At 63.6% G+C, this 18381-nt stretch carries 17 protein-coding genes; 6 read left to right on the top strand and 11 right to left on the bottom strand.

Going from position 1 to position 18381, the window contains the following annotated elements; all coding sequences use genetic code 11:
* Window positions 1-759 (bottom strand): FAD-dependent monooxygenase (locus A2J03_RS02655; RefSeq protein ID WP_197480590.1); only part of this gene is annotated, 759 nt, incomplete at its 3' end.
* 152 nt (window positions 760-911) lie between these two features.
* Between A2J03_RS02655 and A2J03_RS02650 the strand changes: the two genes are divergently transcribed.
* Together A2J03_RS02650 and A2J03_RS02645 are read left to right on the top strand one after the other, a co-directional pair.
* Window positions 912-1646, top strand: a complete 735-nt coding sequence (locus A2J03_RS02650; RefSeq protein ID WP_068369350.1) for a GntR family transcriptional regulator — start codon at window positions 912-914, stop codon at window positions 1644-1646.
* 16 nt (window positions 1647-1662) lie between these two features.
* Window positions 1663-2514: a fumarylacetoacetate hydrolase family protein gene (locus A2J03_RS02645; protein ID WP_068369348.1), complete on the top strand. Its 852-nt coding sequence runs from the start codon at window positions 1663-1665 to the stop codon at window positions 2512-2514.
* A gap of 72 nt (window positions 2515-2586) precedes the next feature.
* On the opposite strand, the gene A2J03_RS02640 is transcribed toward A2J03_RS02645, so the two are convergent.
* The 6 genes from A2J03_RS02640 to A2J03_RS02615 all read right to left on the bottom strand — a co-directional run bounded on the left by A2J03_RS02640 (window position 2587) and on the right by A2J03_RS02615 (window position 8816).
* A complete protein-coding gene (locus A2J03_RS02640) occupies window positions 2587-3366 on the bottom strand; it encodes an ABC transporter ATP-binding protein (protein WP_068369345.1) in 780 nt (259 codons plus the stop codon).
* A complete protein-coding gene (locus tag A2J03_RS02635) occupies window positions 3363-4358 on the bottom strand; it encodes a FecCD family ABC transporter permease (protein WP_442971315.1) in 996 nt (331 codons plus the stop codon). The genes A2J03_RS02640 and A2J03_RS02635 overlap by 4 nt, the downstream gene beginning before the upstream one ends.
* Window positions 4359-4426: 68 nt before the next feature.
* On the bottom strand, window positions 4427-5473 hold the full coding sequence (locus tag A2J03_RS02630) for an ABC transporter substrate-binding protein (RefSeq protein ID WP_068369344.1): 1047 nt from the start codon (window positions 5471-5473) through the stop codon (window positions 4427-4429).
* Between the two features lie 143 nt (window positions 5474-5616).
* Complete coding sequence (locus A2J03_RS02625; RefSeq protein WP_068369342.1) at window positions 5617-6126, bottom strand: flavin reductase family protein; 510 nt, start codon at window positions 6124-6126, stop codon at window positions 5617-5619.
* On the bottom strand, window positions 6123-7541 hold the full coding sequence (locus A2J03_RS02620; protein WP_068369341.1) for a dienelactone hydrolase family protein: 1419 nt from the start codon (window positions 7539-7541) through the stop codon (window positions 6123-6125). Before A2J03_RS02620 ends, A2J03_RS02625 begins: the two co-directional genes overlap by 4 nt.
* Window positions 7542-7571: 30 nt before the next feature.
* Complete coding sequence (locus A2J03_RS02615) at window positions 7572-8816, bottom strand: hypothetical protein (protein ID WP_068369337.1); 1245 nt, start codon at window positions 8814-8816, stop codon at window positions 7572-7574.
* A gap of 253 nt (window positions 8817-9069) precedes the next feature.
* Here A2J03_RS02615 and A2J03_RS02610 point away from each other — a divergent pair, with 253 nt between their 5' ends.
* The gene (locus tag A2J03_RS02610; RefSeq protein ID WP_156520160.1) at window positions 9070-10035 is read left to right on the top strand and encodes a LysR family transcriptional regulator; all 966 of its coding nucleotides are present in this window, start codon (window positions 9070-9072) and stop codon (window positions 10033-10035) included.
* Here the strand turns inward: A2J03_RS02610 and A2J03_RS02605 are convergent.
* The 4 genes from A2J03_RS02605 to A2J03_RS02590 form a co-directional block, all read right to left on the bottom strand.
* Window positions 10008-10952 carry a LysR family transcriptional regulator gene (locus tag A2J03_RS02605; RefSeq protein ID WP_068369336.1) on the bottom strand — a complete coding sequence of 315 codons (945 nt, stop codon included), beginning with the start codon at window positions 10950-10952 and terminating at the stop codon, window positions 10008-10010. The two genes, A2J03_RS02610 and A2J03_RS02605, sit on opposite strands and share 28 nt — an antisense overlap.
* 100 nt (window positions 10953-11052) lie before the next feature.
* The gene (locus A2J03_RS02600) at window positions 11053-11895 is read right to left on the bottom strand and encodes a fumarylacetoacetate hydrolase family protein (protein ID WP_068369333.1); all 843 of its coding nucleotides are present in this window, start codon (window positions 11893-11895) and stop codon (window positions 11053-11055) included.
* A gap of 31 nt (window positions 11896-11926) precedes the next feature.
* Window positions 11927-13438 (bottom strand): CoA-acylating methylmalonate-semialdehyde dehydrogenase, encoded by a 1512-nt coding sequence (mmsA, locus tag A2J03_RS02595; protein WP_197480589.1) that lies wholly within the window; start codon window positions 13436-13438, stop codon window positions 11927-11929.
* Complete coding sequence (locus A2J03_RS02590) at window positions 13435-13956, bottom strand: nuclear transport factor 2 family protein (RefSeq protein WP_068369330.1); 522 nt, start codon at window positions 13954-13956, stop codon at window positions 13435-13437. The genes mmsA and A2J03_RS02590 overlap by 4 nt, the downstream gene beginning before the upstream one ends.
* 155 nt (window positions 13957-14111) lie before the next feature.
* Here A2J03_RS02590 and A2J03_RS02585 point away from each other — a divergent pair, with 155 nt between their 5' ends.
* The 3 genes from A2J03_RS02585 to A2J03_RS02575 all read left to right on the top strand — a co-directional run.
* Window positions 14112-15422: a PucR family transcriptional regulator gene (locus A2J03_RS02585; protein ID WP_068369326.1), complete on the top strand. Its 1311-nt coding sequence runs from the start codon at window positions 14112-14114 to the stop codon at window positions 15420-15422.
* 76 nt (window positions 15423-15498) lie between these two features.
* The gene (locus A2J03_RS02580) at window positions 15499-16695 is read left to right on the top strand and encodes a PucR family transcriptional regulator (protein ID WP_197480588.1); all 1197 of its coding nucleotides are present in this window, start codon (window positions 15499-15501) and stop codon (window positions 16693-16695) included.
* Between the two features lie 116 nt (window positions 16696-16811).
* A partial coding sequence (locus A2J03_RS02575; protein WP_156520159.1) for a flavin-containing monooxygenase occupies window positions 16812-18381 on the top strand: 1570 nt, incomplete at its 3' end.

The following is an 18381-nucleotide window of genomic DNA, read 5'->3' as shown; positions in this document are numbered from 1 at the left end:
GTGCTCTTCGAGCCAGCGGTACCCGTGCTCCTCGTCGGCGAGGTCGGCCGGATCCTGACCGGGAACCAACCGGACGTCGGTTCGGCACCGACGTGCCCCGTTCGGCCCCCAGAAGTACGGTCCGTGGGGCAGCATGTGGATTTCGGTGGCGGGAGGGTCGAGGTCGGGATCCAGTATGTCGAAATCGGTGAGGTACCACTGATCGTCGTGTGTATGAACGACGTTGACGGGTAGGTCGACTGCGGTGCGCACGAAGCTCGACGCTCCGTCCATACCGACCACCCAGGTGGCCTCGACGTGTTCGTCCTCGCCACGGTCCACCGGCCTGGCCGTGACGCGTACGCGATCGCCGAGGTCGTCGACTGCGACTACCTCCGAACCCCAACGCACGTCGACGTTGCTGCACTCGGCGATCTTCTGTTGCATCGCCGACTCGATGTTGGGTTGGTGCAAGCTCAGCCGATACGGGTGCCCGCACAACTCCTGTGACCAATCGAACGTCACCGCAGGCCTGTCGTCAGCGCCGAACAGGCGAACGAATGGTTGAGGGATGGAGCCCTGGAGCGCTTGCTCGGCGTTGCTGGCGTGCTGCAGCAGCCGCGCAATCTCGCCGTCCAAGGTGCTCATCCGCGGTAGTCCGTAGGGTGCTGGAAACTTGTCGAACACCACCACTCGATGGCCGGCCTGCCCGAGCAGTGACGCCAGCACCTCTCCGCCCGGTCCGAATCCGACAATTGCAACGTCGACGTTGACGCTCATGTGAATCTCCTTCGCTCCGTTCCATAGGTATATCGTGATATATCTAGATATCGCAAGGTTTCGGCAATACCGGTTAAGATTTTCAACAGGCGAAAGATGGTGTCCCGGACGTCGGCGGCCCACATCGGAACCAGTCGAGCGAAAGGGTGAACATGTCCGTCAGTACGTCGGGACTTCCGTCAGGACGGGCGGATTCGGTGCCGGTTCCCCATGCGCAGTCGGCATACGCGAACCTCCGCCGATCGTTGGTCACGTGGCGGGTGGAGCCCGGTCAATGGCTCAACGAAGCTCAGCTGCAAGAACTTTCCGGATTCGGCAGAACTCCTACCCGCGAGGCCGTCACCAGATTGATTTCGGATGACCTCCTGTATGTCGTTCCTCGAAACGGGTATCAGGTGGCCGATATCTCGGTCGACGACACCGTTGCACTGTTCGACGTCTTCGAGAACATCGGGTTCATGATCGGTGCCACCGCGACAGGAAAGGTAGACGATCGGACATTGACGCTGTTACGAGGTTTGGCAGCGGGTGAGCCACTGGGGACCGACGTCGACCCGGTGGATGCCACGGCTGCAACGATTGCGGTGCTGTTCGAGGGAGTCATCGGTGCCACCGGCAACCCCTGGCTCGCTCGAGTCAGTGCACGCCTGTTTCCGCACCTGCAACGACTGTGGGTGCTTCTGATGGCAATCGACCCACCGGCGGAGGACAAGAACGCTGCAGGACGGGTCAACGGAACAGCCTTCCGAACGATGCTGTCCGCGCTCGAGCTGGGCGAACCCGAGGCGGCGGGAGAGCTGTACCGACAGTTCACCACCGAAACCAGGGCACGCACCCTCGACGCGGTCTCCCGGTACGAGCACCGGCGCTCTTCTCGAATCATCTGAGGCAGGAGTCAGGACAATGAGTTCACGAATCGTCGGGGTGCAGTTCCCGGACGGCCATGTCGACGTCGGACGCCTGTCCGAATCCGGTGATGCCGTTGCCACAATATGCGAACTGTCGTCGTTCTGGGCCGCTCCCCGGGAGGCATTGCTGAAGCAGCCCGAACGCGACGTTCCGGTCGCCGATGTGAGGTTGGTGCCGCCCGTACTGCCCAGTGCACGCGTCATCTGTATCGGCCTCAACTATGCCGACCACGTCGCAGAAGGGTCCTTCAGAGATGACGACCTACCGCCGTACCCGACGCTTTTCGCTCGGTGGACCAGCTCTCTGACCGTCGGCGGCACGGAGATTCCGGTACCCGCTGACGAACAGGGCTTGGACTGGGAGGGTGAAGTTGTCGCGTGGGTGGGCCAATCGCTGGTGGACGCGACGCCGGAGGATGCCTCGAAAGCCGTCATCGGTTACTCGGTCTTCAACGACATCACGGCACGACGCGCCCAGAAGCTCACTTCGCAGTGGATCCTGGGAAAGAACGCTGATCGGTCGGGTCCGCTTGGCCCGCTCGTCCCAGCAGAGGACGTGGGAGATCTGCGCGATGGGTTGCGGATCGAGACACGAGTCAACGGCACCACCGTACAGTCGTCCAACACCGACCGGATGATCTACTCGATCGGCGAGACGCTCTCGCACATCTCCCGAACTTTCACGCTGAACCCTGGAGATCTGCTGGCGACCGGTACGCCATCAGGAGTCGGGTACGCCCGAACGCCCCCGTGGCTCATGGTCCCGGGTGACGTCGTCGAGGTCGAGGTAGAACGGCTCGGAAAGGTCGCCAATACCATTGTGGGGCCGCAGTTTCGGACGCGCTAGCCGTCGCCGGGACGGTAGACCTGAGGACGGTGTCCCGTCTTGTGCAGGGAGGTCGAGCGGGCCGACCGGTGGTCAGCTGACGTACGAGACCGATGCCGCGTCGAATCGTATGTGCACTCGACCGTCGTCGCCGTCGACGGACACTCGCGCCCGCACTTCGTACACCTCTGCGATGAGTTCCTCGGTGAGTACGTCTGCGGGTGTGCCGCCGGCGACGACCTTGCCGTCCTTGAGGACAAGTACCTCGTCGCAGAACATTGCGGCCAGGTTCAGGTCGTGGAGCGCGACGACGCTGGTGATCGGCAGGCGGGCGACGAGGGCCAGCAGCTCGAGTTGATGGTGGATGTCGAGATGGTTGGTGGGTTCGTCCAGCAGCATCTCTCGGGGTTGCTGGGCAAGAGCGCGAGCAATGTGCGCCCGCTGCTGCTCGCCTCCGGACAAGGTGCGCCACAACCGATCCGCCTTGTCGGTGAGCCCGGTGTGCGCGAGGGCATTGTCCACCGCGTCCTCGTCCTTCTCGTTCCCGCCGAAGGCTCCGCGGTGCGGAATCCTGCCGAGCCGGACCACGTCGCGAACCGTGACATCCATGTCCGTGTGGGCGTGCTGTCCGACGACGGCGACGGCCCCGGCGATGTGTTTGCGTTTGAGTGAACCGAGTTCTGCGCCGTCCAGCTCGACGACGCCGGAGGTGGGTGTCGCCGCTCCGGCCATGAGATGGAGCAGTGAGGATTTTCCGGAACCGTTGGGGCCCAACAGTCCCACCATGCGGCCTGGGCCAGGATGTAGTGTCACCCCGTCGACCACCAGCGCGCCGCCACGCTTCCAGGAGACGTTCGACGCGTGCAGCGTCATCGAATTCCTTTCTTGCGAGCCATGATCGCGATGAAGGCGGGGACGCCGACCAGTGCGGTTCCGACGCCCACCGGAAGTGGGGTGGGCGCGAAAGCCACCCGGGAGACGGCGTCGACCCACACCATGAAGATCGCGCCGATGATCGCGGTCGTCGGCACGAGTCGGCTGTGATTGGGGCCCACCAGTAGTCGCGCTGCGTGTGGAAGAATAAGGCCGACGAATCCGATGGCTCCGGCCACGCTGACCAACGTGGCCGTGATCAGGGCGGTGCCGACGAGCAGCGCCAGGCGGACCTTCTTGACGTCGAAGCCCAACGAGGATGCCACCGAGTTGCCGAATGCGAACGCATCGAGCACGTACGCGTAGTAGCAACACACCACCGCGCCGATACCCGCCACCGTCACGCACAGCACGACGTCGTTCCAGCGCACCCCCTCGAACGATCCGAGGAGCCAGAACATCACGCCGCGGGTCTCGTCGGAGTCCGCGAATGCGAAGATCACGAAAGAAGTGAGTGCCGAGAACAATTGGGTGGTCGCAACGCCGGCAAGGATGACGCGGTCGTTTCCACTGCCGGACATCCGGGCGAGAAACAGCACCAGACCGAACGCGACCAACGCACCGATGAACGCACCCCCGGACAGTCCTAGTGCGGCGCCGCCGACACCGAGAACGCCGACCACGACGGCACCCGTCGACGCACCCGAGGAAACCCCCAGCACGAACGGGTCCGCCAGCGGATTACGCAGGAGAGACTGCATGATGACGCCGCAGATCCCGAGGCCGACACCACTGGCGGCGGCGACCAGGGCCCGGGGTAGCCGCTCCTCCCAGATGATCGCGTTCTTCGACACCTTCACCGGTACATCGGTGACGCCGAGATGGTTGAGCACCACATCGCGGACGTTGACCAGTGAGATGTTCGCCGGACCGAGGGTGATGGCGACAAGGATCGACACCACGCACAGCACGACGCCGCCGAGCACGGCCAACACCCAACGCCACAGGTGGCGCGAGGTGGGGGAGCGCAGGACGGATGGCCGGGGGCTGATGGTCGCGGTCAGGACGACAGCCCCATCTCGCGCAGGCCGGCCGACACCTTTTCGACACCGTCGACGGCCCGGATCGACGGGTTCATCTCAGCGCCGTGCAGCGAGATGTAGCGCTTGTCGCGGACGGCTGCCATCGTGCTGGTGACGGGGTCGGACTCGAGGAACGCGATCTTGTCGGCGAGCAGATCGCCGGGAAAACGGTTGCGCGCCAAGTCACCCAGCACGAGGACGGTCGGATCCCGATCCACCATGGTCTCCCAACCGACAGCGGGCCAGTCGTCGTCGGTATCGGCGAAGACGTTGGTCATGCCGACCGTTCTGGCGAGGAGATCGGCCGACCCGCGTCCGCCCGCGATGTACGGGCTCTTGGTGTCCGCGAACCAGAAAGCCACGGAGACGCCCGATTCAGCAGTTGTCGCGGTGGCATCGGCCATGCGCGTCTTCAGTTCGTCGACGAACTCGGCACCACGCTCGTTGACGTCGAAGATTGCCGCCAGTTCGGTGATCTCCTGGTACAGCGAATCCATGGTGAGCGGTGTCGTTCGGGTGTTGCCACCGTTTACGCTACGACCGGCATCGCAATCGGTGGGTGAAAGATACGATGCAGCGCCGGTTTCGGCGAAGCGTGATCGTTCTGCGACGCCGCCCTGCTCGAAGTGGCGTCCGAACGACGCGGTGACGAGATCGGGTTCGGTGTCGACCACCACTTCGTAGGTGGGGGCGTTGTCTGCCAGTCGGGGAACCGAGGAATTCGCGTCGGCCAGGTTCTCACGGATCGGGTCGGTCCACGACGCGGTACCGACCATGCGGTCCTCCACGCCGAGCGAGAGCAGAATTTCGGTGGAGTTCTGATCGAGCGAGACCACCCGCTGCGGAGCGGAAGTGAACGTCACCGATTCACCGCAATTCTCGATCGTCAGCGGGTACGACGTCCCACCGTCGGTGGCTTCCGCGGCCGTTTCGGGCACCTCCTCGGATGCTCCGCACGCGACCAGCGATCCGACCAGGGCGACCGAGGCGGCGAGGGTTCCGGCACGGCGACGAACGTTGAGCACGACAGATGTCCTTCGGTTTCAGACAGCAATGAGCCGCCGGGGGTTGCCCGACGGCGCAGCGCACCCAAGGCGCGCATGAGTACAGGCTAACCTTTGGTCGGCGTCGAAGGAAATCGCATCAGGCTGGGCATGGCTGTCTGAGATCACGCAATCAGAGAGTGACGACCCAAGGCATGCCATTCGCGTGCGTGATAGACAAGCGGCGTCCGAGGGTCGCCCTCCGCCCTGCCCTCCAGGGCTCGCGCAACGACCACGGTGGATTGTCCGGCTTCAACGAGTGAGACGATCTCACCTCTGACCCAGGACGTGACGCCGTCGTAGACGGGTTCTCCCGTCGCCAACTCGCGCCACGGGACCGAGAAGCGATCCGTGGCGGACGTGGCTCCGAGCCTGCCGATACCGAGGTTGTCACCGTCGAGGATATGTGCCACAACGGTATCGGCGGCAAGTATCGCCGACGAGCTCGAGGACAGCGACGATGCACTGAACGCGAACATCGGGGGCTCGGCGCTGACGGAGAACAGCGACGTCACGGTCATGGCCACCGGACCGTCGGGCCCTGCGGCGGTCACCACTGCCACTCCCGCGGCGTGGTGGCGGAACACCGCCACGAAGTCATCGATCTTCATGGTTTCGTCACCGATGGCTGTCATCGGAATACCGGGCCTTCGAACACACGCATGGCCTGCATCTTTCCGTCCTCGAATCGGTACACCGCAACGCCACAATGAGGTGGGCGTCGCCAGCCGATGAACTCGCAGGCGTACGTCCCGGACTCGGAGGTCACGGTGCAATACTGAATCGGCGCACCGCGTGTGGGTCCACCGGGCGGCGTCGCAAACTCTGCGACGAATCGATCTCGGTCGATCTCGCCGTACGGGGACTGCATTCGGGCGTCCGGGGCGATGATGTTCTCGAGACTCTCGCGGTCACCGCTGACGAGTGCGCGGTGGTACTCGGCGAGGTCGGGAGGCAAGTCGTTTTCGCTCGGTGCCAGTATCGGTCGACGAGGCTGTTTCGAGCCGAACAACGACTTGTCGAAGTAGATTCGAGCGCGCCGATCGTCACCGCCCAGGTCGAAAACCACAGCAATCGGCACTTCGACCGGTGCAGGCTCCATGCGTCGCAACAGGTACTCCCTCACCTCACGCTGGTCGTTCCGAATGTGCATTGTCAATTCGACTGATGCCCAACGAGAATCGGGCCACACAGGGGAGGAGGCTCGAAGGGCATCCGGTGCGACGAAGCCTGCCATCGGGTCGTCCACCCAGTTCTGCTGTGACAGAGTGTCGATCAATTCTTGTCGGTCGTCCCGCTGGAGGTGCTGGCTGAGGAAGTCGATGGCCCGTGACCTGGCGTTCGCGGCTGCGCCTGCGTCGAACGCGCCGGGTGCATCAGGCACGTCCACGTCGAAGGAGTGCTGGACGCCTGGGTAGCGGACCAACGAGGTCACGACCGGGGCGCTGTCGACGAGGGCCTCGAGCAGATCGAGCTCGCCCTCGCCGATGAAGTGATCGGCTTCGCCGTACAGCCCGAGCCATGGTGTGCGGAGAGTGTTGCGGCGTAGGTCTGCCAGATCGGGGTTACCGACATGCAGGTGACGTCCGATGCCGCCGGCGTAGTAGGTGACGGCAGCCGCGAGTGGCCACGTCGACGCTGCCAGATACGTGGCTCGGCCACCGAACGAATATCCCATGACGCCGATGTGGCCCAGATCGAACCCGTTGTCGCCGAGGCGATCGATCAATGCCGACAGGTCGGTGAGCAGGTCGGAGTCACCGGGCAACCAGGCGTCGAACGCGGGCAGCATCGACGGGTCGGACGGAAACGGCACTGGTTCGTTCTTCTTGCGATAGAACAGGTCGGGAGCCACCGCGTAGTAGCCGAGACCGGCCAGATCGGCGATCACTGCGTCGATCTGCGGGGTGGGTCCGCTCGCCTGATGCACCACGATGACGGCGGCATGGGCAGCGGGGTCGCCTGCGGTGCGGACCGGCATCGAACCGGCCGTCGTGGCGATCTCGATGAGGGTGGGCGAGGCGATGCCGTCCGGAGCGATTGTGGTCATGTCGGTGGTCCTTTTCGTCTCGAGTGTCGGTCAGCCGGGTATTTCGATCAGCGACCGGTCGCCCCAGACGCGGTTCGGTGGCGCACCGAGCAGCTCCCAGCCGATATCGACGTACTGCGCCTCCGTGGCGATCAGGTGTTGACATCCCGCCAAAGCGTCACGAATTCTCCGTTGCAGCGGACCGTCGTGCAGTGTCGTGCCGCTCCCTCGTTTGAAGGCGAACACAGCGAGGTCGCGAAGCACGTCGTGCATATTCACGGTGGCTTGGCGCAAGTGAGTGAAAGTGCGGCGCGGCAGCGGAACTGCACCAGACTTCAGGTGGTGGTCTACCTCGCGCCAGTATTCGTATACCAGCGCCCGTGCCGAGGCGACCGCGATGTCCTGGCGTGCGTAGCCGACTCGAAACGTGCTCTCGTCGGCCAGCTTGTCGCCTCTCGAATTCGGCGTACTCGCGAGCGTCCCGAGATCGCGCAGAATGCCCTCGGCAGTTCCCAACGCAAACGAGGTGTGCAGGAGCGGCAAGACCGACAGAAACGAACCGGAGATCTGCCTGCCCCCGCGCTTGGGAGGGCCGAACATATCGGTCCGGTGGCGGTTCGGGACGAACTGCTCGGTGATCGAGAAGTCGACGCTACCGGTGCCGCGCAGACCGATCACGTCCCAATTGCCGTGGGATTCGATCGCTGTTCCCGGCACCAGGAAGGTGGCAATGGTGGGCCCGCCGCCGGGTCCGGGTACCGGACTGCCGTCACTGCTGAGAACTCGTGCGTTGACCAAAACCCACGCGGCATGGAGATTGCCACTTCCGAACCCCCATTTGCCACTGAGCACGTATCCGCCGTCCGTGATGCGAGCGGTTCCGGTCGGAGCCCCCGATACACCGAAGTAGCCGACCTCGTCACCGAGAACCTCCTCGACTGCGTCCGATTCGAGGTAGCTCAGAAACACTCCTGAGCACGACCAGTTGCCGCCGATCCATCCGATCGACGAGTCGATTCGCGCCAACCGGACCAACACCGGTAGCGCATCGATGGGGAACATGCCGTACCCGCCGTACTCCTCTGGCAGCATCATCAACGGAATGTTCAAGTCTCGTAGCAGATCCAATGATCGAGGGCTGAGCCGACCGGCTTCTTCGTTTCCGGCGATCTCGGCCACGAATTCCGGCTCGACTCGGTCGATCTCCGCCAAGAGACGGTCGGTCATCGCAGCGCTGCGGGCGGCGGCGTCGTCCGGTGTGTCGGAGGCGATGGGATCCAAGGTGAGTGTGGTCATGAGGAAGCCTTTCGAGAATTCGCGAGTGCGCGTCCACCGTCGACGGGTGCGACAGGTGTTGTGCTCCTCACAGTAGGGCCGTTCGGCTCGGTGGTGTTGTCGCCTGTAGTGATGCCTGCTATTCGATTCACCGAGGGTGAATTCTCGTGCTTTTCATCGCCGAGCCAGCAATGCGCGTAGTGTCACGAGACGGCCGGTCGGTGGTGCTGTCGATCCGAGTTATGTTCAGGCGGAGAGGGTGTCGAAGAGAATCGTGACGAACCGGGAAATGGATCCCCACTTCGCCGAATCGGCACTCCTTCGGCTGGACCTGAACGTGATCGACGCTCTGGTCGCCTTGTTGGACGAGCGAAATCTCACCAATGCGGCCGCTGCCATCGGCACATCTCAACCCGCGATGAGCGCCACCCTGACGAAGCTGCGCCAGTATTTCGGTGACGAGTTGCTCGTTCGGATCGGTCGGGACTTTCGTCCTACATCCTTTGCACGACAACTACTTCCGGCTGCACGGGCGGCGAGTGTGCTCATCCGTGGTGTGCTGAGACTGGACGCCGCATTCGACCCTCTCACCGACGATCGAGTGTTTCGCGTGGCTGCGAGCGACTACGCCGTCGCGGTGCTGCACGGACCCTTGACAGGATTGCTTCGCGCGCGCAGGTGCACGGTCACAGTCGAATTCGTCGACATGTTCGCGGGTCTGACCGAAGGAACCGAGGCACTGCTCAATTGCGACGCCGTCGTGTCTCCGCTGGGCATGGGGGTCTACGGCAATCACATACTGCTGTATCGGGATCGGATAGTCGGGTTCGTCGATCGGGACAACCGATTCCTGCGCGACGGGACGGTCGATGCTGCGAGCTACCCGCTGATGCCGACCATCGGCATTCGGTTTCCGGGATCGTCGACGACGGTTGTCGACCGATGGATCGACGACAGAGGTCCCGATCGTCGTCCCTCAGTCGAGGTTCTCGGAGGGCTCGGGTCGTTGTACGCCGTGAGTGGTTCGGATGCGGTGGCCCTCGTCCCCGAACGGGTCGCTCGCCGCGCCGCGAGGACCGGTCAGTTCGTCGTGATCCACCCTCCATATCCGCTTCTGGACATGCACGAAGCACTGCACTGGCACCCGGTACGGGATCTCGACCCCGCGCACGCGTGGTTGCGTTCGACCCTCGTAGCCGCAGCCGCAGCGGTTCAGGACGAGTTCGCGCCGTCGCTCTGATGTCTGCGCCAGATATCCGCTGCGTCGACCAGGACTCCGATCAACCACTGGACAGCTGCGTCACCGTCACGGCTCGGATGCCAATAGGCAGAATGCACCAGGCGGGGCAGGTCGAGCGGGACGCTCACTTCGGTCAGCCCGAGTCCGGCCGTCCACCCTCGGACGACCGACTCGGGAACGAAGGCATAGGACGGCATCTCGGCCAGTACGAACGGAAGAATCAGATCGTTGGCCACGACGGTCCGCTGTTCCTGGCGGACGCCGGCTTTCTCGAGCACGCGGTCGACGGCCGCCGATACGGAAGACCTCCGGGCACACACCATCGGCAGCGACTCGAGATCTGCGATCGTCAGCTCAGCATCCGCGCCGCTGCGGCCCGATCCCGCCACGACGCAGACCAACCGCTCGTCGAGAAGGTCCCGGTGCCTACCCGGTATCCCGTCTGTTTCCGGCGCCACGACGACGTCGGTGACGAGGAGCTGGGCCGGAAAGTCGGCCTCGGCGTCGGGATAGGTGTCGAACCGCACGGTGACCTCCGGTGCAGCCTCCGCGAGCACCGTGGTCACAGGGCCGGCGAGCTGGCCCAGCGCGTGGTCGGTTGCCATGACCGAATACAGCCGTCCCGGAGCGGCCGGATCGATCCGATCGGCCGGACGCAATGCCGAATCGAGAATAGCGACAACCCGGTCGACCTCCACCTTCAGCTCCTCGGCCACCGCGGTGAGGCGGTAGTCGCGGCCGACGCGCTCGAGTAGTTCGTCGTCGTAGTGCAGTCTCAATCGAGCCAGCGCCCCGCTCACCGCCTGTGGGCTCAGAAATAGCCGTCGGGCGGCACCGGTGACGCTCTGCTCGTGCAGTAGTGCCTGCAGCGTCAGGATCGCGTTGTGGTCGATGCTGCCGTCACCTCGCCGGACCATCGCCCCCCCAATCCCCTGCGTGCAGGCCGTATTCGGCCCGACGAACAGGGTAGCTCGAACCACGAACTTTCCCGCACGGCACGCTGGTCGATTACCCGAATCAGCCTCCGGTATGGGCCATGATCGGGGTACGGACCGTGCCGATACGGTCGACCTCGACTTCCACGACGTCTCCGGCGTTCAGGAGAATCGGAGGCTTTCGAGCAAAGCCGACACCGCCGGGCGTTCCGGTGGCGATCACGTCGCCGGGCAGCAATGTGACTGTGTCGGTGATGTACTCGATGATCGCGGCGACGTCTTGGATCAGGTCGTCGGTATTGGCGTCCTGCATCGTTTCGCCGTTCACGCGTGCCTGAACGCGAAGTCCGACACCGCCCGACGGTATTTCGTCTGCGGTCACGAGTACCGGCCCGATGGGTCCGGAGAAATCGGCATTCTTCCCCAACGTGAATTGGGTCGTTTCCTGCTGTTTCTTTCGGGCCGACAGGTCGTTGAATGCGGTGTATCCGAAGACTCCGGAGAGTGCTGTGCTCCGATCCGCGCAGCGAACGGTTCTACCGATGACCACCGCGAGCTCTGCCTCCCAGTCCAGACCTGGTTCATTGGGAGGAACGGGGACAGCTGTGTCGTGAACGACCAGAGACTGTGCCCATCGACCGAACACCATCGGGAACTTCGGAAGATCGAGTCCTCCAGTTTCTTTCGCCTCCGTCGCATGGTCGTGATAGTTGATTCCGACGCAGAAGATCCGCGCGTTGTCCGGGACGGGAGGGATTCGATGCACGTCCTCGACGGGCCAGTACCTTCCCGTTTCCCGGGGCTCGTATCCGGCCTCGGGGCCGCCGTGGAAGAACGCTCGCATGTCACCCAGATCGTGAACGATGCCGTCTGCTACGCGCCCTATCCGATCGACTCCGTCGAGTCGAAATCCGATCAACCTCATTTTTGCTGTTCCTTTCGTAGGGCGGTGCTCGTCAGTTGGGGCGAAATCCCAGGTCGATACCGGTGCGCGACTCGTCCCAGCGGGAGGTGACATATTTGGGCCGGGTGTAGAACCGCCACGATGCGTCGTGCAGCCCGGTGTCCCCGAAAGCTGATGCCTTCCATCCGGCGAAGCCGAAGGTGGCGACGGGAACGGGGATCGGCACATTGATGCCGACCATTCCGGTCGGTACCCGCCGTTGGAACGCGCGAGCGCTCGCGCCGTCGGATGTGAATATCGCCGAGCCGTTCCCGTACGGGTTGTTCTCGATCAGGGTCACGGCGTCGTCGAAGCTGTCGACTCGGACGATTCCCAGAACCGGGCCGAACACCTCGTGGCGATAGACCTCCATGTCGGCGGTGACATGGTCGAGGATGGCGGGGCCGGCGAAGAACCCGTCCGGGTGTCCGTCGGGTTGCTCGGTGCTGCGATCGACCACGGCCACGGCGCCGTCGGCAATGGCTCCCGACACCGAATCACGGACCCGAGTCTGTGCGTCCTTCGAGATCAACGGGCCCATCTCGGTTCCGGTCGTGTGGGCTGCACCGATTCGGATCGCCCTTGCCCGAATGGCCAACTCACGGACGAGACGGTCGGCGACGTCTCCGACGGCCACAGCTGTGGTGACGGCCATGCACCGCTGGCCGGCCGATCCGAACGCGGCCGAGGTCACAGCGTCGGCGGCGGCGGCGAGATTCGCGTCCGGCATCACGACGAGATGGTTCTTTGCTCCACCGAACGCCTGGGCGCGTTTGCCGTTCGCAGCTGCTCTGGCGTACACGGATCGGGCCGTCGGGGTCGAACCGACGAAGGCCACGGCCGCGACATTCGGGTGGTCGATCAGATGCTCGACGGTGACGCGGTCGCCGTTGACGACATTGAACACGCCGTCGGGAATTCTGGCCTGCGTTGCCAATTCCGCGATCCGCAGTGCCGGCCCCGGGTCTTGCTCACTCGGTTTGAGAACGAACGTGTTGCCGGCGGCAAGTGCGAACGAAGCCTGAGCCAACGGAACCATCACCGGAAAATTGAAGGGCGAGATTCCGACGCACACGCCCAACGAGTGCAGAGTCATGGCGGTGTCGACAGCGGAACCCGTCTGCTCGACGAGCTCACCCTTGAGGCCTGCTCCGCCCGCGACAGCGGCGTCGAGTGCGTCGGCACCGCGAGCAAGTTCGCCCCGTGCGTCGTCGAGGGTCTTGCCGTTCTCGAGTGCAATCGACGCCGCGAGTTCGTCGGTGTGCTCACGGACGAGCGCTGCCCAGCGGGCGAGGACGCGGGTACGCGAGACAATCGTCCGGTCGCGCCACTGCGGCCACGAGTCCTGTGCCGCTGCAACGGCGCGGGCCACCGTCTCGGCAGAACCGACGGCCATGTCGGCCACGGCTGCGCCGGTGGCTGGATCGAGAACCGGCAGGGTCCGTGAGGAGTACTCGCCGCGTCCACCGATCCAGTGGCCGACGGTACGCACGGTAGTGGCAGGTCCGACGTCGGCGACGGTCATTTGTCGAATTCGATCACTGGAGAGCCCTCGGGCACGAAGTCGACGGCAGCGGGACTTCCTGCTTCGCGCCACATCTCGTACGCGATCTCGCTGGTGATCTTGCCGTTCTTCAGCTCGAAAAGGTGGACGAGGCGGCAATTGACCTCGGTGCCTGTGGGGTAGGGCAGATTCTTCATGTCGTCGCCGACGATGGTCACCTCGCCGATCTGGTCGTCGAAGACGAAGGTCTCCGTTGCAAAGCGCCGAAGGGGAGTGACGCGTCGGTATTCGATCGTGCGGAAGATGCCCCGGTACGCCTCGAGAATTTCCTGGTGATCGGTCATGACGAGACCCCGGGTCGGGGCCTCCCACGAGATGTCGTCGGCGTACAGCGCCACGGCCTTCTCGACGGAGTCCGGGTTTTCGTTGTGGAAGTGGTCCTCGACGACGAACAGATTGCGGTCGATTATCTGTTCGCGGGTCAGTTCCGAGTCGGGACGCCCACCGTATGTGCGATCGAGGTCGAGTGACGAAGTCATGAGATCTGCTCCTTGTGTGGGGAGGTGCCGAATGTTTGTGGAGGTGCCGAGCGGCAGACACCGAAGTCTGCGCCGTCGCCGCCGACGTTCGATAGGGCACAGTGCGCAAAGAGTGGATGTGATCGACGTCTCTTCTTGGGCGCTATGCTCAGCGTGTGCGTGGTCCCGGTGGCATGGGGCACGAAACGGAGGTCGAAGTGGACGTCGGTTCCTGGGTGCGCGAGTTACGGCTCGATGCTCCGTCCCACATCGCTCCGGTATGCCTGCCCCAGACGGTCGCACGCGTGGGGGCGATCATCGGCGTCGATGCCGTCGAGTGGGGTGTTCAGCACGCCAAAGAAATTGCGGAAGCCAATATCGTCGAGTTTCCGCACATCGGTGGTGGGCCTGCCCAATTGGACACTCTCCGTTTGGGAGTGGAGTCGGCGACGCTGTCGATGCTCGAGTGCATGTACGAAGGTTCGGTTTCCGATTCGACCCTGCCGTACGAATCGGAGTCGCAGATCCGCGACTTCGTTCATCGCCGGATCACCCTCACCGATCAATGGGCGATGATCCGTCAAGGTCATGCCGCACTGGTACGAAGGCTGATGGCAGCGTGTGCGCAGTTGACGGCCGAACCGGAGAGAAGCAGTCGACTTCTCGCTGTCACCGATATCGCGTTCGACTTCATCGATGCCTACTGGGTGGAGGTAGCCCGCGCATACGAGGGAGAACAGCAGCGATTCGACGAGTCGGCATTGATCTCGAGGGAGACAGCGCTGCGAGCGTTGCTCGACGGTGACGAGACGGATCTCGGCGAAGTGGGGCGTCGGCTTCGCTACGACGTCGTCCATCGTTGGCATATCGCCCTTGTGTTCTCGCGGATCGCTCCCGGAGAATGGGACGAGTTGCTGACCAACGCTGCGCGAGAGGCCTTGGTCGCGCTGGGCGCGCGACAGGTACTGCTCGTTCCCCGAGGGCACGCTGTGCTCTGGGCGTTCGGCAATTCACCCGCTCCGATCGATTCCGAATGGGGCTGGCGGCCTCCGGATTCGGTGGGAATGGCCGTGGGCGATCCAGGATGGGACGCCGCAGGCTTTCGCACGAGCCACGAAAGAGCAGTCGTTGCCCATCGGTTGGCGAACTACGTACGCGGCGATTCCTCGGTGACCCACTACCGGGACATCGATCTGCTCGATCTGCTGCTCACCGATCGAGAGCGGGCGAGGGAGTTCGTCGACTACGAGCTCGGTGATCTGGCAGATCCGGGAGCAGGCACTGCCGAACTGCGCCGCACAGTGGCCACGTATCTGGACAATCACAACACTCGTGCAACTGCCGCCACGCTGTTCGTCGCCAGAAATACGGTGACGTACCGGCTTCGGAAGGCAGAGACCTTGATCGGCCACTCGCTCACGGCGCGTTCGCTGCAGGCCCGCGTAGCGCTGTATCTGGCCGAGCTCTTTCATCTCGACGAGGACTGAGTCTCGGGCCCGGCGATCTCGTGGCAATCGAGTCGTTGTGCGTCCGAACGCACATGGACGGATGAAGAATGTCGGTATGCAACCGGACCCGCGTGACGTCGATCGAGGTGTTCGCGAGATCGCGGCGGATCTGTGGGCCAATGTGGACGACCTCGTTCAGGACATGACGACACTCGTGATGAGCAGACATCCGCAAATCGAGGCTTTGGGTATGCGGGACTTCGTCGCGGGTAGTGGGGCGGTCAATCTGCCGATTCTGCTCGACGGACTTGCCCGCAATCGTGAGCCCAGTTCGTTCGACCTGTCGGTGGAGGTCGCTGATCAGACGCTGCATATAGTCCGATCGGGAGCGCCACTGGAACTGGTGAGCGCGGGATATCGGATAGTGGCGTCCTGGGTGGTGGAGCTGTGGACCGACACGGCGGCGCTCCGCACCGATCTGTCCGAATCGACCAAGATCGCGGTCATCAGGCGCGGGACGGGGTTCATTCTGTCCTGGACGGAGTCCTTGGTGGAGGGTATCGGTGGCGTCTACCGCACCGAGTTGGCGCGCATCGCCGAGGAGCGATCTCGCGAGCACATCGAATTCGTGCAGTCGGTGCTCGACGGTACCGTCGGCGACGCAGGCCTGATCGAGAAGAGGCTCGGCATGGCCTTGGCGGGTCCGCATCTGTGTTTGATTCTCCGCTCGAACAGCAACGATGACCGTGCCTCGGACCTGAAGAACGCCCTGTATCGCCTGACGTCGTCGGCGGGCGTTGCCACCGAGGTCACGGTGGTTGCCGATCAGCGGACGGTGTGGTGCTGGGTGCGGTATCAGGAAGGGCGACAATTCGATTGGTCGACTCCGATGTCAGGCGTCACCCTTGCCGTCGGTCGGGCTGCGGCGGGGCTGCCGGGATTCGTCAGCAGTCACCGATTCGCCACGGCCGCGCTGCGCGTCGCCGGTTTGCGATCCGAACCACCGGTACGGGTGCGATACGACGACGTCGAAATGGTCGCCCTGTGTACCGCTGATCCGGATACCGCGAGGGCGTTCATGACAACGGTGCTCGGTCCTCTCGCTGCGTCCGGTGCCGCACGCCAGCGCGAGACGCTCGACGCGTTCCTGCAGTCGTCGATGAACTTTCGGGGCACCGCCAGCCGATTGGGGTTGCACCACAACACGGTGCGTTATCGACTCGACGCTGCCGAGAAGGTGTTGGGCTACGCGATCGAAAGCCGACGACTGGAACTCGAACTTGCGCTTCGACTGCACGCCTGGCTTGCCTGATCGTTTGACCATTTGGCGCAAAATTCGCTGCCGGGTTGGTGAAATGGCCGTGACGCAGGCCACGCAGACCGCCTTACCATCGCTGTCACCAGCAGATTCGAGGTAAGGAAGCTCTCATGAAAGCAGATGTTGACGTCGTCGTCATCGGGGCAGGGTTCTCCGGTTTGTACGCGATCCACAAGTTCCGCGACGAGATGAACATGACCGTCACGGCGTTCGATCTGGCAGACGGACCGGGAGGGACGTGGTTCTGGAACCGGTATCCCGGGGCGCGATGCGACTTCGAGTCCGTCTACTACAGCTTCTCCTTCTCCGACGAACTCGAGAACGAGTGGCGATGGAGCGAACGCTTCGCCGGGCAGCCGGAGATCCTCGCCTACTTCGAGTGGGTGACCGATCGACTGGACCTTCGGCGTTCCATCTCCTTCGGCGTGGGTGTGGACAGCCTCGAATGGGACGACACCGACGCGATGTGGACCGTTCGCACCTCCGACGGTGCACAGACCACGGCCCGTTTCGTCGTGTCGGGCGCCGGTGGATTGTCCAAGCCCAAGGCGCCCGAGTTTCCTGGTTCGGAGTCGTTCGAGGGCGAGCTGTACGCCACCAGTACCTGGCCGGCCACCGACGTGGACTTGACCGGGAAGCGCATTGCGGTCGTGGGCACCGGTTCGTCCGGGATTCAAACCATTCAGGAGGTCGCCGAAGTTGCCGGTAGCCTGACGGTCTTTCAACGTACTGCCAATTATGTTGCACCTCTGGATAACAGGCCTATCGATGCCGAGCAGCAGGAGTGGAACGCGCTCCATCATGCGCAGATCCGCGCCGAAGCGAGTCCGGTCACCGGGGCCAGGTTCGAACTCCCCAGAACGTCGGCTCTGGCGGTGACGGCCGAGGAGCGGCAAGCACGATACGACGAGATGTGGGAACGAGGTGGTCTGGCTCTTGCCATCTCGAGTTTCACCGACATCTCGACGTCGCTGGAGGCGAACGACACTCTTGCCGAGTACATTCGCGATCGTATCAAGGCGCGGGTACACGACCCGCGGACCGCTGAACTGCTGTGTCCCGTCGATCATCCCTACGCCACCAAGCGCCCTCCGTTGGGAACGAATTACTACGAGGTCTACAACCAGGACAACGTCGTTCTGGTCGATGCGCGGTCCACCCCCATCGAGCGCATCACCGAACGTGGTATCAGAACGAGCGACCAGGACTACGAATTCGACGTCATCATCCTGTCGATCGGATTCGACGCGTTCACCGGCGCGCAGCTGGCCGTCCCCACCGTCGGGCGAGGCGGTGTGACATTGAAGCAACACTGGGCAGATGGCCCGGCAAGCTTCCTCGGGCTCGCGTCGGTCAACTTTCCGAACTTGTTCAACATCTGCGGGCCACCGAGCGCCGCTTCGCAATACAACACTCCGACGCTCATCGAGAAGCAGATCGACTTCGTTGCAGGCGCGATCGCCTGCGCCTCGGAGGTGGGTGCGCGGGCCGTCGAACCGCTGACGAGTGCCGAAAATGCGTGGGACACGATGGCGAACGACATATTGCAGATGACGTTGCTGCCATTGGCCCCGAACACGTGGTTCCTGGGCGACAACATCGCCGGTAAACCGCGTAAGGCGTATGCGTTCCTGGGTGGTCCGCACTTCTACCTGGCCCTCTGCGAACAGGTGCAGGCGT

It is taken from the genome of Rhodococcus sp. EPR-157 (assembly GCF_001647195.1).
GTDB lineage: Bacteria > Actinomycetota > Actinomycetes > Mycobacteriales > Mycobacteriaceae > Rhodococcoides.
Note: the sequence above shows the minus strand (reverse complement) of the source record. Positions and strands in the feature narration are given on the sequence as shown.